This is a genomic window from Streptomyces viridifaciens, from assembly GCF_001888885.2.
Lineage (GTDB): Bacteria > Actinomycetota > Actinomycetes > Streptomycetales > Streptomycetaceae > Kitasatospora > Kitasatospora aureofaciens.
Window position 1 is genome coordinate 5150321 of record NZ_CP090841.1, and the last position, 13417, is coordinate 5163737.

The following is a 13417-nucleotide window of genomic DNA, read 5'->3' on the forward strand; positions in this document are numbered from 1 at the left end:
TGCTCCTTCCGGTGCGAGGTGTCGGAGGGCGGTGTGGGAGGGCGGTGCGGGGCGGATCTCGGAGGGCGGTGCGGGGCGGATCTCGGAGGGCGGTGCGGATCTCGCAGAGCCCTCAGTGCCCGAGGGCGATCGCGGCGTAGGCGGCGAGCGAGGCGGTGCCGGGGGCGAAGTAGCCGGTGTGGCCGTGGGATCCGGTGGAGGGCAGCGGGCGGGCGCCGAAGCCGGGACCGGTCGGGTCGGCGCCGTGGCCGAGACCGAACAGCCGGACGTTGGGCACGTTGCCGATCCAGTCGGAGCCGTTGCGGGTGGTGGCCCAGAGCGGGACGTCCGGGTCGAGGTCGGCGGCCGAGTCGACGCCCATGCCGGGCGAGCCGAGCACCACCAGGGCGGAGGCGCGGGCCCGGGTGGGGTGGGCCAGGCCGCAGACCACCGAGCCGTAGCTGTGGCAGAACACCGTGGGCGGGGCCTGCGGGTGGGTGCTGACGGCGAGTCCGTCGAGAAGCCGGGTGAGGCGGGTGGCGCCGGCCCGGGCGAGGTCCTCGGTGGCGGCGTCGACACCGACACCGACCGGGGTGGTGTAGCCGGCCCAGGCGATCACGGCCGTTCCCCCGTCGGTGGCCTGCCGCAGGGCGCGGGCCATGCCGGCGGGGGTGCCGTACGGGTCGGTGGCGCGGTCGAAGGTCAGCAGGTCGATGTCCGAGCCGGGGACGATCACGGCCGTGCGGGCGGCGGTGGCGAGGTCGCCGAACACCTCGGCGACCTGGCCGCGGCCGCGCGGGTCGAAGGCGAGGATCTGCCGGTCGCCGTTCAGCTGGGTGCGGTAGCGCTCGGCGCGGGTGCGGGCGGCCTGCTGGTCCTGCGGGGTGAGGGCCGGGTCGGTGGCCCGGGCGAGTTCCCGGGTGCGTTCGGCGGTGAGGGCCAGGGTGTTGGCGCGGTACCGGAGCCGGGCCGGGGCGCCGTCCAGGTTGCCGACCACCAGGGGGTGCCGGGCGGCCAGGGCGTCCTGCTGTGCGGGCGTCAACCCGGCGAAGAACGACGCGACCTGGGCCGGGGTGCTGGTGGCCGGATCGGGCGGTTGGAGGCCGAGCGCGGTGTCGGCGGTCCAGGCGGCGCTGCCGGGCGGCGGGCCGGTGACGGCGCTCTGGGTGTCGGCGGCCCAGCCGCCCGCGCCGAGTACGGCCGCCAGTGCCACCGCGGTGGCGGCGATCGCCCGCCTGGTCCGGAACCTGCGCATGTCCCTGCTCTCCCTCGCCCGTTGGGCCGGCGACCGGATTCGGTTGCCGACGGGGAGGAAGGTAGGAATGCGACGGCCCCGCGGACGTCACACCGCGGGGCCAACTCCCGGGTGCTACCCGGGTATGAGGGGGATGTCCCCCCTCATTCGCCGGGGGTCACCAGGCCCGACTCGTACGCCAGCACCACCGCCTGGGCGCGGTCACGCAGGTCGAGCTTGCCGAGGATGCGCCCGATGTGGGTCTTGACGGTCTGTTCGGCGAGCACCAGTCGGGCGGCGATCTCCTGGTTGGACAGGCCGCGGGCGATCAGCTCCAGCACCTCGGTCTCGCGCGGGGTCAGGCCGTTGAGCCGCAGCCTGGGGTCGCGGCGCTTGGCGGGCCGGTTGCGGGCGAAGTCCGCGATCAGCCGCCGGGTGACGGAGGGGGCGAGCAGCGCCTCGCCGGCCGCGACCACCCGGACCGCGGCGATCAGGTCGGCGGGCGGGGCGTCCTTGAGCAGGAAGCCACTGGCCCCGGCGCGCAGCGCCTCGTACACGTAGTCGTCCACGTCGAAGGTGGTCAGCATCAGCACCCTGGGCCGGTGCGCCCCCGGGACGGCGGGGTCGAGCAGCTTCCGGGCGGCCTCCAGGCCGTCCATGACGGGCATCCGGACGTCCATCAGCACCACGTCCGGGTGGGTGCGGCCGGTGACCTCCAGGGCCTGGGCGCCGTCCGCCGCGTCCCCCACCACGTCGATGTCGCTCTGGGCGTTGAGCAGGGCGGCGAACCCGGCCCGCACCATGGCCTGGTCGTCGACGATGATCACGCGGATGGTCATGCGGGCTTCTCCCCCGGGGTTCCTGGTCGGTCGGACGGGTCGAGCGGCAGGACGGCGGCGACCTTGAAGCCGCCGTCCGGCAGCGGACCGGTGTCCAGCCTGCCATCGACCAGCCGCACGCGTTCCCGCATTCCGACCAGACCGTGCCCGGTGCCCTCGACCGAAGCCTCCAGCGACTCGGTGCGCTGCGGCGGGGCCGCGTTGACCACGGTGAGCCGCAGTTCGGGGCCGTCCGCCGACAGCGACACCCAGGTCCGCGCGCCGGGGGCGTGCCGGACCACGTTGGCCAGCGCCTCCTGGACGATCCGGTACGCGGAGAGGCCGACGGCCTGCGGCACCCGTTCGGTCAGTCCCTCGTCCACGGTCAGTTCGGCGGGCACGCCGGCCCGCCCCACCGTCTCGACGAGCTGGGCGAGTTGCCCGACCCCCGGCTGCGGGGCGGTCTCCCCGGCGGACTCCTCGCTGCGCAGCACGCCGAGCAGCCGGCGCATCTCGGCCAGGGACTCGCGCGCGGTGCCGGCGATCGCGGTGAACTCCTCGGCGGCAGCGGCCGGGACGCCCTCGATCCGGTACGGCGCGCTGGCGGCCTGCACCGCGATCACCGACATGTGGTGGGCCACCACGTCGTGCAACTCCCGTGCGATCCGGGCGCGTTCCTCCAGCAGGGTGCGCCGCTCGCGCTCCACCTCGCTGATCTGCTCCTGCTCGGTGAGCAGCCGCCGGGCGACCGTGCGATCCCGGACGGCCCAGCCGAGCAGGAGGACGGCGCCGCTGAGCGCGATCAGCAGCACGGTGGTGCCGTCACCGGCTCGGGGCAGGCCGAGGGTGGTGGTGAGCACGGTGAGCAGGAAGGTGGCCACCCAGACCGCGATCACGGTGGCCCGGCGCTCGCGCAGCCCGAGGGCGAGCAGCAGGAAGAGATAGGACAGGATCATCGGCGCCGTCCACGGCCAGCTGCCCTCGACCTGGTGGTGCCGGGCGGTGATGGCGGCGGTGGTGACCAGCGTGGCGGCGCTGATCCACCAGGCGGCCAGCGGCCGGGTGATGGCCAGGAACAGCGGGATGGTCTGGCTGACGGTGAGTGCGGCGGCGACCGGCAGGACGAGGCCGTAGAAGTTGACCAGGTTGGCGATTCCGGTGGGGATCAGCACGGCCTGGAGGATGACCACGACGATGTAGGGGAGTCGGCGGACCCAGGGCCTGCGGGAGTCCCCGAGCAGCGGGGTGTGGTCATCGCTCGGAGTGGTCAGGTGGTGCCGCAGGGTGCGCAGTTGGCGCATGGCGAACCCGCGGGCGTCGGCGGTGGTGAGCGTCTTCATCGCCGGCCAGCCTAGGAGCGTGGGCCGGTGCGGGGCGTCGGACTGGAGCCCGAACTTCCGGGGGCTGGCGGGGTACGGGGTGATACTCCGGTATGACAGCGGGGACTACGGCCGCCAGTGCCCCGCCAGGGCGGGGCCGAGCTGGTCGAAGTACCGCTCGATGATCGCGACCATGCCCTCGGGCCCGGCCGGTTCCTGCTCGGCGGTCCAGGACAGGTGGGCGGCGCGCAGCAGGCTGCCGAAGACGGCTGCGAGCACGACCGGGCGCAGGTCCCGGGCCGGGTCCAGCCCCTCGCGCTCGGCGAGCACCTGGACGACCAGGCGCTCCTGCTCGGTGACCCGGCGCAGGTGGGCGGCGAGCAGTGCGGGCGTCTCCTCGATGATCCGCAGCAGTTCGAGGGCGCTGCTGATCGAGCCGGGTCCGGAGGTCCGGGCGTTCCCGAGGTCGCGCCAGGCCTTGACGATCGAGGCGCGCAGGGCCTGGAGCGGGGTCTCCTCGGCGGGGCGGTGGCGCAGGCAGTGGATGAAGTAGTCCTCGGCCTCGGCCATCACGGCGAGGGCGACCTCGTCCTTGTTGGCGAAGTAGCGGAAGAAGGTGCGCTGGGAGACGTCGACGGCGGAGGCGATCTCGTCGACGGTGGTCCGGGCGAAGCCCTGGCCGAGGAAGAGCGCGTGGGCGGCCTGCACCAGGGCGTCCCGGGTCTGCTGCTTCTTGCGCTCCCGCAGGCCGGGTGCCCGGCCGAGGTCCTCCGGGGTGCCGACGGGGTGAGAGGTGCGAGCGGCCATGGAGGGGGCCTTCCGGGGGCGCTGGGGCGGGGGGTGGGAGGACAACCTTAGCCGCCTGACAAATGTCAGTTCAGGTCAGTAGTCATCGTTTGCCGAATGTCAGTGACTGACATAATCTGCCGGAGTGGCGCTCGTCGGCCGGGCACTCGTGGGGACGGGTGGGTCGTCGCAGCGCCACCGTCATGTCCCGGTCTCTGCCACGCCCACGGAGGGCCAAGATGAGTCAGTTCGTCGTCAAGAACTCCGAGGCGGACGCACCGCCGCCACCGAACCCGTCGTCCGGGGGGCTCAAGGGGCACCCCTGGCTGACCCTGCTGACCGTCGCGGTCGGCGTCATGATGGTCGCCCTGGACGGCACCATCGTCGCCATCGCCAACCCGGTGATCCAGGAGAAGCTGGGCGCCGCGCCCTCCGAGATCCAGTGGGTCACCAGCGGCTACCTGCTGGCGCTCGCCGTCTTCCTGATCACGGCCGGCAAGATCGGCGACCGCTTCGGCCACAAGAGCACCTTCCTGGTCGGCGCGGTCGGCTTCGCCGCCACCTCCGCCGCGATCGGCTTCGCGGGGAACATCCAGACCGTGATCGCCTTCCGGGTGCTCCAGGGCCTGTTCGGCGCGCTGCTCCAGCCGGCCGCGCTCGGCCTGCTGCGTGGGGCCTTCCCGGCCGAGCGGCTCAACATGGCGATCGGCATCTGGGGCGGCGTGATCGGCGCCTCCACCGCGGCCGGCCCGATCGTCGGCGGCCTGCTGGTCGAGCACGTCAGCTGGGAGTCGGTCTTCTTCATCAACATCCCGGTCGGCCTGATCGCGCTGGCCCTCGGCCTGTGGGTCCTGCGCGACGTACGGGCCGAGAACGCCGCCAGGTCCTTCGACCTGCCGGGCATCGGCCTGCTCTCGGTCGGCATGTTCGCCCTGGTCTTCGGCATCATCAAGGCCCCCGAGTGGGGCTGGGGCGACAGCCGGACGCTGCTGTTCCTGGGCGGCGCCGTGCTGCTGATGGTGCTCTTCGCGCTCTGGCAGGGCCGGGCGAAGGAGCCGCTGATCCCGCTCAGCCTGTTCCGCTCGGTGCCGCTGTCGGCGGGCGTCCTGCTGATGGTCCTGATGGCCTTCGCGTTCTTCGGCGCGATCTTCTTCGTGACCTTCTACCTGCAGAACGTGCACGGCATGAGGCCGGTCGACGCCGGCGTCCACCTGCTGCCGATGACCGGCATGATGATCGTCGGCTCGCCGCTGGCCGGCATCGCGATCGGCAAGCTCGGCCCGCGGATCCCGATCATGGTCGGAATGCTGCTCACCACCGGCGCCATGGTCGGCATGTCCACCCTGGACACCGGCTCGGGCACCGGCGTGATGTCGCTCTGGTTCGTCCTGATGGGCCTCGGCATCAGCCCGGTCATCGTCGGCGCCACCGAGGTCATCGTCGGCAACGCCCCGCTGGAGCTGTCCGGCGTGGCCGGCGGGCTCCAGCAGGCCGCGATGCAGGTCGGCGGGAGCCTGGGCACCGCCGTGCTGGGCGCCCTGATGGCCGCCAAGGTCGGTGACGTGCTGCCCGGCAACTGGGCGAAGGCGGGCCTGCCGCCGGTCGCCGACCCGCAGCAGGCCGAACTGCTCAAGCAGGGCGCCCAACTGGGCATCGCCCCGCCCGCCCAGCCCGGTATGCCGCAGCAGGCGGTGGACGCGATGGCCGGCGCCGTGCACCAGTCCTTCGTCAGCGGCATGTCGCTGGCCTTCGTGGTGGCCGCCGCGGTGGCCTTCGCCGCCGCCCTGCTCGCCCTGCTGACCCGTCGCGGCAGCAACGACGCGGGCCCGGCCGTGCACATCTGACCCGCCTCGGCGGAGGAAACCGAAAGGGCCGGACCCCCAGCACGAGGGGTCCGGCCCTTTCGGGCACTAGCGGGTGATCAGGCGTCGCCGCCGGCGGCACCCGGGTCGGCCGCGGCCACGTCCAGCAGCTGGTAGCGGTCGATCGCGTCCTTCAGCACCGAGCGCTCCACCTTGCCCTGCTTGGCGAGCTCGGTGAGCACCCCCAGCACGACCGACTGGGCGTCGATGTGGAAGAAGCGACGGGCCGCGCCACGGGTGTCGGCGAAGCCGAAGCCGTCGGCGCCCAGCGACTGGTACTGGCCCGGCACCCAGCGGGCGATCTGGTCCGGAACGGCGCGCATCCAGTCGGACACGGCGACGACCGGGCCCTCGGCGCCCTGGAGCTTCTGGGTGACGTACGGCACGCGCTGCTGCTCCTCGGGGTGCAGCAGGTTGAACTCCTCGGCCTCCACCGCGTCGCGGCGCAGCTCGTTCCAGGAGGTCGCGGACCAGACGTCGGCCCTGACGTTCCACTCCTCGGCGAGGATGCGCTGGGCCTCCAGGGCCCACGGCACGGCCACGCCGGAGGCGAGGATCTGGGCCGGGATCTGGCCGGCGGTGCCCGGCGCGTACTTGTGCAGACCCTTGAGGATGCCCTCGACGTCCACGTTCTCGGGCTCGGCCGGCATCTTGATCGGCTCGTTGTAGACGGTGAGGTAGTAGAACACGTCCTCGCCGTGCGGGTGCTCGGCCGTGGAGCCGTACATCCGGCGCAGACCGTCCTGGACGATGTGCGCGATCTCGAAGCCGTACGCCGGGTCGTACGCGACGACGCCGGGGTTGGTCGAGGCCAGCAGGTGCGAGTGGCCGTCGGCGTGCTGCAGGCCCTCACCGGTCAGGGTGGTGCGACCGGCGGTGGCGCCGAGCACGAAGCCGCGGGCCAGCTGGTCGGCCATCTGCCAGAACTGGTCGCCGGTGCGCTGGAAGCCGAACATCGAGTAGAAGACGTACACCGGGATCAGCGGCTCGCCGTGGGTCGCGTAGGACGAACCGGCGGCGATCAGCGAGGCGGTGCAGCCGGCCTCGGAGATGCCGTCGTGCAGCATCTGGCCGGTCGGCGACTCCTTGTAGGCCAGCAGCAGGTCACGGTCGACCGACTCGTAGGTCTGGCCCATCGGGTTGTAGATCTTCGCCGACGGGAACAGCGAGTCCATGCCGAAGGTGCGGTACTCGTCCGGAGCGATCGGCACGAAGCGGTTGCCGATGCCCTTGTCCCGCATCAGGTCCTTGAGCAGCCGGACGAACGCCATAGTGGTGGCGATGGTCTGGTTGCCGGAACCCTTCTTGACCGCCTTGTACGCGTCGTCGCCGGGCAGCGTGAGCTGGCGCGGGCGCACCTTGCGGGTGGGCACGAAGCCGCCGAGGCCCTGGCGGCGGTCGTGCATGTACTGGATCTCCTCCGAGTTGCGACCCGGGTGGTAGTACGGCGGGTAGCCCTCGTCCAGCTGCTTGTCGGTGATCGGCAGGTGCAGCCGGTCGCGGAAGCGCTTCAGGTCGTCGACCGTCAGCTTCTTCATCTGGTGGGTGGCGTTGCGGCCCTCGAAGTTGGGGCCCAGCGTCCAGCCCTTGACCGTCTGGGCCAGGATGACCGTCGGCTGGCCCTTGTGCTCACGGGCCGCCTTGAACGCCGCGTAGATCTTCTTGTGGTCGTGGCCGCCGCGACCCAGGTGCTGGATCTGCTGGTCGGTCATGTTCTCGACCATGGCGCGCAGGCGCAGGTCGCCGCCGAAGAAGTGCTCGCGGATGTAGTCGCCGGTCTCGGTGGCGTAGGTCTGGAACTGGCCGTCCGGCGTGGTGTTCATCTTGTTCACCAGGACGCCGTCGCGGTCCTGCGCGAGCAGCGGGTCCCAGCTGCGGTCCCAGATGAGCTTGATCACGTTCCAGCCGGCGCCCCGGAACTGGGACTCCAGCTCCTGGATGATCTTGCCGTTGCCGCGGACCGGGCCGTCCAGGCGCTGCAGGTTGCAGTTGACCACGAAGGTCAGGTTGTCCAGGCCCTCGCGGGCGGCCAGCGACAGCTGGCCGAGCGACTCGGGCTCGTCCATCTCGCCGTCGCCGAGGAAGGCGTAGACGTGCGAGTCGGAGGTGTCCTTGATGCCCCGGTGCTCCAGGTAGCGGTTCATCCGGGCCTGGTAGATCGCGCCGAGGGGGCCGAGGCCCATCGAGACGGTCGGGAACTCCCAGAAGTCCGGCATCAGCCGCGGGTGCGGGTAGCTGGACAGGCCGTACGGGGCCTTCGACTTCTCCTGGCGGAACGCGTCGAGCTGCTGCTCGGTGAGTCGGTCCAGCAGGAAGGCGCGGGCGTAGATGCCGGGGGAGGCGTGGCCCTGGAAGAAGACCTGGTCGCCGGACTCGCCCTCGGCGTCCTTGCCGCGGAAGAAGTAGTTGAAGCCCACGTCGTACAGCGACGCGGAGGAGGCGAAGGTGGCGATGTGACCACCGACGCCGATGCCCGGGCGCTGCGCCCGGGAGACCATCACGGCCGCATTCCAGCGGGTCGCGTTGAGGATCTTGCGCTCGATCTCCTCGTTGCCGGGGAAGAAGGGCTCGTCCTTGGTCGCGATGGTGTTGACGTAGTCCGTGCTGCGCATCTCGGGCACGGCGACACGCTTCTCGCGGGCGCGCTCGATCAGCCGCAGCATCAGGTAACGGGCACGCTCACGCCCCCGCTCGTCGATAGCCGCATCGAGCGACTCCAGCCATTCCGCGGTCTCCTCGGGATCGAAGTCCGGGACCTGACTCGGAAGGCCGCCAATGATGATCGGGTTGCGATCGGATCCGGAAGCCACGCTGTTCCTTCACTGTCGGTCGAAACTAGAGGTGTGTCGCGCCGCCTCCATCGTGCTACCGCGCTCGGAGATCCGTCATCTCTACCGATCGGTAACCGTTCCGCCTGGTGGGCGGAGCGGCTTGGTGGCGTGCGTCGCGGGCGTCTTCGTCCGCTCCGAACACCCCCGGGTGTTACGAACAGAGGTGGTCCGACCTGGTGTCCCGTCCGCCCGATGGCGGGCGGCCGGGGTGAGGGCCAACAGGAGACTCTACGCCCGCGCACACGCGGACCCCGAATGCCGTTCGCATCTCGGGCACGCGTACGGCCTGTGGGCCGGGACCACCCGAAGCATCCTTGTCCCACGCAGAGAAGGGCAAATCGGTGTGATTCCCGACACGTCGACCGGCGTGTCCCGCTGTGACACGTCAACCTTTGGAGGGGATCGGCGGTCGGGTACTTGCGCGAACCGCCGCGCCCGTGTGGACTACGGCCACAGCCTCGGCATGGATGCCGAGCCGAATACTGGAGGTTATTCCCGTGAGCGCGACCGCGGACCCCGCGGACAAGTCCAACCCGGCGACCCGTCTCGGCTTCGAAGAGGGCCAGATCGTCCAGGAGCTGGGGTACGACGACGACACTGACCAGGATCTCCGCGAGGGCATCGAGGAGATCACCGGGACGGATCTCGTCGACGAGGACTACGACGACGTCGCGGACGCCGTCCTGCTGTGGCACCGCGACGACGACGGGGACCTCACCGACGCCCTCGTCGACGCCCTGGAATACCTGGCCGAGGGCGGTCTGATCTGGCTGCTGACGCCCAAGACCGGGCGGGACGGCCACATCGAGGCCTCCGACATCGCTGACGCGGCGAAGACCGCCGGTCTCTCGCAGACCAGCTCGATCGCGATCGCCAAGGACTGGGCGGCCACCCGTCTGGCGACCAAGTCCACGGCGAAGCAGCCCAAGCAGCGCTGAGCGGACCCCTGAGCCCCGTGCCGGGCCCCGCCGGAGACCTCCTCCGGCGGGGCCCGGTGCGTTTCCCGGGTCTGGCCCCCGGGCACGGTTCCCGGAGCGCGTTTCCCCGGGTGCGTTTCCCGGGGCGCGTCCCCGGGGCGCGTTTCCACGGCCCCGCTCGCGCGTTCGCTCAGGGCGGAAGGACGGGCCTCCCGGCGGAGCGGGTCATCCGTTCGGCGGAACGCGGGTGAACGGATGCGAGGATGGCGCCTGCCGCGCCCGTCGCGCGGCCCGCTCGCGTCAGATCAGAAAGGTCCCGCTCATGGCCATCGAGGTCGGCACCCCGGCTCCGGACTTCGAGCTCCGCACCCAGCACGGGGAGACCGTCCGGCTGGCCGACTTCCGCGGCCGCAAGCACGTCGTCCTGGTCTTCTACCCGTTCGCCTTCACCGGCGTGTGCACCGGCGAGCTGGGCGCGATCCAGCGTGAGCTGGCCGGGCTGCAGAACGACGACGTCCAGGTGCTCGGCGTCTCCTGCGACTCGCAGTTCGGCCAGCGCGTGTTCGCCGACCGGGAGGGCCTGGAGTTCCCGCTGCTGGCCGACTTCTGGCCGCACGGCGAGGTCGCCCGCGCGTACGGCGTCCTGGACGAGGAGAAGGGCTGCCCGCTGCGCGGCACCTTCGTGATCGACAGGGCCGGGACGGTGCGCTGGAGCGTCGTGAACGGCCTCCCGGACGCGCGGGACGAGCAGGAGTACCTGAAGGTCCTGGCCGGCCTCTGAGGGCCGTCCGGCCCGACGCGCGTCCGGTCCCGTGCGCCCGCTGCGTGCGGCCCGCCGGCCGGCCCCGTACGGCCCGCGCGACGCGTCCGCGTCGCCCGTTCGGCCGTGCGTGCGGGAACCCGGTACTACGCTCGGGCCGTTGGCGGAGTGGGGCGTACGTCCGTTTTCGGCGGTCGGCGCCTCGAACCGCACCACCGGGGGCACCGGCCGGTGCCTCCTGATTCTTGGAGGACAAGTGGGAGTCAGCCTCAGCAAGGGCGGAAACGTCTCGCTCACCAAGGAGGCCCCCGGGCTCCAGGCCGTCGTGGTCGGCCTGGGCTGGGACGTCCGGACCACCACCGGGACGGACTTCGACCTGGACGCCAGCGCGCTGCTCTGCAACGAGCAGGGCAAGGTCGGTTCGGACGGCAACTTCGTGTTCTTCAACAACCTGAAGAGCCCGGACGGCTCCGTGGAGCACACCGGTGACAACCGGACGGGTGAGGGCGAGGGCGACGACGAGGCGATCAAGGTCAACCTGGCCGGCGTCCCGGCGGACGTGCAGAAGATCGTCTTCCCGGTGTCGATCTACGACGCCGAGAACCGGGGCCAGAACTTCGGCCAGGTGCGCAACGCGTTCATCCGCGTGGTGAACCAGGAGAACAACGCGGAGCTGGCGCGCTACGACCTCTCCGAGGACGCCTCCACCGAGACCGCGATGGTCTTCGGCGAGCTGTACCGCAACGGCGGTGAGTGGAAGTTCCGCGCCATCGGCCAGGGCTACGCCTCCGGCCTGCGCGGCATCGCCCAGGACTTCGGCGTCAACGTCTGAGTCCCCCTGCGGCGCAAGGGTTTTGCGCCGGATCCCCGGGGCGGCCCCGGACCCCAGCGGTCCGGGGCCGCCCCGACTTCGTCGGGGTCCGTGGCGCTGCGAGTATGTGAGTTCAGGAAGTTCAGCCGGCCGAAGCGGGCCGGCCGGGGCCGCGGGGGACTACACCTGTAAGGCGCCCCGGGAGAAGCAAGGGAGGAAGAACACCATGGTGGTCACGCTCGCCAAGGGCGGGAACGTCTCGCTCACCAAGGCCGCGCCGAACCTGACGCAGGTCCAGATCGGCCTCGGCTGGTCCGCCCGTTCGACCACGGGCGCACCGTTCGACCTCGACGCGAGCGCCCTGATCTGTGGTGGCGGACGGGTGCTCGGTGACGAGTACTTCGTCTTCTACAACAACCTCAAGAGCCCCGAGGGCTCGGTGGAGCACCAGGGCGACAACCTCGTGGGCGGCGACGACACGGGTGACGACGAGCTGGTCCTGGTCAACCTGGAGCTGGTTCCGGCCCAGGCGGACAAGGTGGTCTTCGCGGTCTCGATCTACGAGGCCGAGGCCCGGCTGCAGAACTTCGGGCAGGTCCGCAACGCCTACATCCGGGTCGTCAACTCCGTCGACGGCCAGGAGATCGCGCGCTACGACCTGTCCGAGGACGCGTCCAACGAGACCGCGATGATCTTCGGCGAGCTGTACCGGTACGCGGGTGAGTGGAAGTTCCGCGCGGTGGGCCAGGGCTACGCCTCCGGCCTGCGCGGGATCGCGCTCGACTTCGGCGTCAACGTACAGTGAGGGTGTAAATCGGACTTATCGCACCCGATCGACGATCAACGATCAACGATCATGAGAACAGAGGGCAGTGCGGGGGTGACCTGACCGGGCCCGGCCCGGTCGGGCGTCTCGGGACCAGGCCGCCCCCGGCACGGCCAGAACCCGAAAGGTAGCCAACTCCCGTGTTCCTCCGCACATTCGGCTGGTCGTTCGCGATCACCGCAGTAGGCCTGATCGCGGCCGGACTGCTCTGGGGAGCCCAAGGCTTCGGCATCGTGCTGATCCTCTCCATCCTGGAGATCTCCCTGTCCTTCGACAACGCAGTGGTCAACGCCACGGTGTTGAAGCGGATGAACCCGTACTGGCAGAAGATCTTCCTGACGGTCGGTGTGCTGATCGCCGTCTTCGGGATGCGGCTGGTCTTCCCGCTGCTGGTCGTGGGCCTCACCGCGAAGCTCAATCCGGCGACGGTCATCGACCTCGCCCTGCACTCCGACAAGACCCACGACGGCCTGACCTACGGCCAGTACCTGGAGGCGGCCAACCCGGCCATCGCGGCCTTCGGCGGCGTCTTCCTGCTCATGATCTTCCTGGACTTCGTGTTCGACGAGAAGGAGCACAACTGGCTGGGCTGGCTGGAGCGCCCGCTGGAGAAGGTCGGCAAGCTGGACGCCCTCTCCAGCGTCGTCGCCCTGGTCGCGCTGGTGCTCGCCTCGCGCTTCTTCGCGGCGGAGCACGCTGAAACCGTTCTGCTGGCCGGTGTGCTCGGCCTGATCACCTACCTCGCGGTCAGCGGCCTCTCCTCCATCTTCGAATCGGGCCTGGAGGAGGAGGCCGAGCGCGAGGAGGAGGCGGAGAAGTCCGGCAAGTCGGTCGTCCAGGTGGCCGGCAAGGCCGCCTTCTTCCTGTTCCTCTACCTGGAGGTGCTGGACGCCTCGTTCTCCTTCGACGGCGTGGTCGGTGCCTTCGCGATCTCCAACGACATCTTCCAGATCACCCTGGGCCTCGGCATCGGCGCGATGTACATCCGCTCGCTGACCGTCTTCCTGGTCCGCAAGGGCACCCTGGACGACTACGTCTACCTGGAGCACGGCGCCCACTACGCGATCGGCGCGCTGGCGGTGATCCTGCTGGTCGGGATCAAGTACCACATCCCGGAGATCGTCACCGGCCTGATCGGTGTCGCCTTCATCGGGCTGGCCCTGGCCTCCTCGATGATGCGCAACCGGCGCGAGGCCCCGGAGGACGAGAAGGAACTGGTCGGCAGCGGGCAGTAACCCGTGCCGGGCCACGGCGAAACGCGACGGCCGCCTCCG

Annotated in this window: 11 protein-coding genes; 6 read left to right on the plus strand and 5 right to left on the minus strand. The window is 70.9% G+C overall.

The genetic code is table 11. The features are described 5' to 3' along the window. Nucleotides 1-112: 112 nt before the first annotated feature. The 4 genes from BOQ63_RS30200 to BOQ63_RS30215 all read right to left on the minus strand — a co-directional run bounded on the left by BOQ63_RS30200 (nucleotide 113) and on the right by BOQ63_RS30215 (nucleotide 4157). Nucleotides 113-1234, minus strand: a complete 1122-nt coding sequence (locus tag BOQ63_RS30200; RefSeq protein ID WP_079183811.1) for an alpha/beta hydrolase — start codon at nucleotides 1232-1234, stop codon at nucleotides 113-115. 143 nt (nucleotides 1235-1377) lie between these two features. Then, nucleotides 1378-2052 (minus strand): response regulator, encoded by a 675-nt coding sequence (locus BOQ63_RS30205; RefSeq protein ID WP_030553420.1) that lies wholly within the window; start codon nucleotides 2050-2052, stop codon nucleotides 1378-1380. Beyond that, a complete protein-coding gene (locus BOQ63_RS30210) occupies nucleotides 2049-3371 on the minus strand; it encodes a sensor histidine kinase (RefSeq protein ID WP_046386994.1) in 1323 nt (440 codons plus the stop codon). Before BOQ63_RS30210 ends, BOQ63_RS30205 begins: the two co-directional genes overlap by 4 nt. Before the next feature lie 105 nt (nucleotides 3372-3476). Beyond that, the gene (locus BOQ63_RS30215) at nucleotides 3477-4157 is read right to left on the minus strand and encodes a TetR/AcrR family transcriptional regulator (protein ID WP_051747101.1); all 681 of its coding nucleotides are present in this window, start codon (nucleotides 4155-4157) and stop codon (nucleotides 3477-3479) included. A 218-nt stretch (nucleotides 4158-4375) separates the two neighbouring features. On the opposite strand from BOQ63_RS30215, the gene BOQ63_RS30220 reads away from it, so the two are divergent. Continuing rightward, the gene (locus BOQ63_RS30220) at nucleotides 4376-5980 is read left to right on the plus strand and encodes an MFS transporter (protein WP_030287542.1); all 1605 of its coding nucleotides are present in this window, start codon (nucleotides 4376-4378) and stop codon (nucleotides 5978-5980) included. A 77-nt stretch (nucleotides 5981-6057) separates the two neighbouring features. Here BOQ63_RS30220 and aceE read toward each other — a convergent pair whose 3' ends face one another. Further along, nucleotides 6058-8808: a pyruvate dehydrogenase (acetyl-transferring), homodimeric type gene (gene aceE, locus BOQ63_RS30225; RefSeq protein ID WP_030287539.1), complete on the minus strand. Its 2751-nt coding sequence runs from the start codon at nucleotides 8806-8808 to the stop codon at nucleotides 6058-6060. A gap of 518 nt (nucleotides 8809-9326) precedes the next feature. On the opposite strand from aceE, the gene BOQ63_RS30230 reads away from it, so the two are divergent. The 5 genes from BOQ63_RS30230 (at nucleotide 9327) to BOQ63_RS30250 (ending at nucleotide 13378) form a co-directional block, all read left to right on the plus strand. Then, nucleotides 9327-9767 carry a DUF3052 domain-containing protein gene (locus BOQ63_RS30230; protein WP_030287538.1) on the plus strand — a complete coding sequence of 147 codons (441 nt, stop codon included), beginning with the start codon at nucleotides 9327-9329 and terminating at the stop codon, nucleotides 9765-9767. Between the two features lie 301 nt (nucleotides 9768-10068). Then, nucleotides 10069-10527, plus strand: coding sequence for a peroxiredoxin (locus BOQ63_RS30235; protein WP_030287537.1), 459 nt, complete (start codon nucleotides 10069-10071; stop codon nucleotides 10525-10527). Between the two features lie 235 nt (nucleotides 10528-10762). Next, on the plus strand, nucleotides 10763-11338 hold the full coding sequence (locus BOQ63_RS30240; RefSeq protein ID WP_030287535.1) for a TerD family protein: 576 nt from the start codon (nucleotides 10763-10765) through the stop codon (nucleotides 11336-11338). Nucleotides 11339-11543: 205 nt separating this feature from the next. Then, the gene (locus tag BOQ63_RS30245; RefSeq protein ID WP_030287533.1) at nucleotides 11544-12122 is read left to right on the plus strand and encodes a TerD family protein; all 579 of its coding nucleotides are present in this window, start codon (nucleotides 11544-11546) and stop codon (nucleotides 12120-12122) included. Between the two features lie 161 nt (nucleotides 12123-12283). Beyond that, nucleotides 12284-13378, plus strand: a complete 1095-nt coding sequence (locus BOQ63_RS30250; RefSeq protein WP_030287531.1) for a DUF475 domain-containing protein — start codon at nucleotides 12284-12286, stop codon at nucleotides 13376-13378. Nucleotides 13379-13417 lie beyond the last annotated feature (39 nt).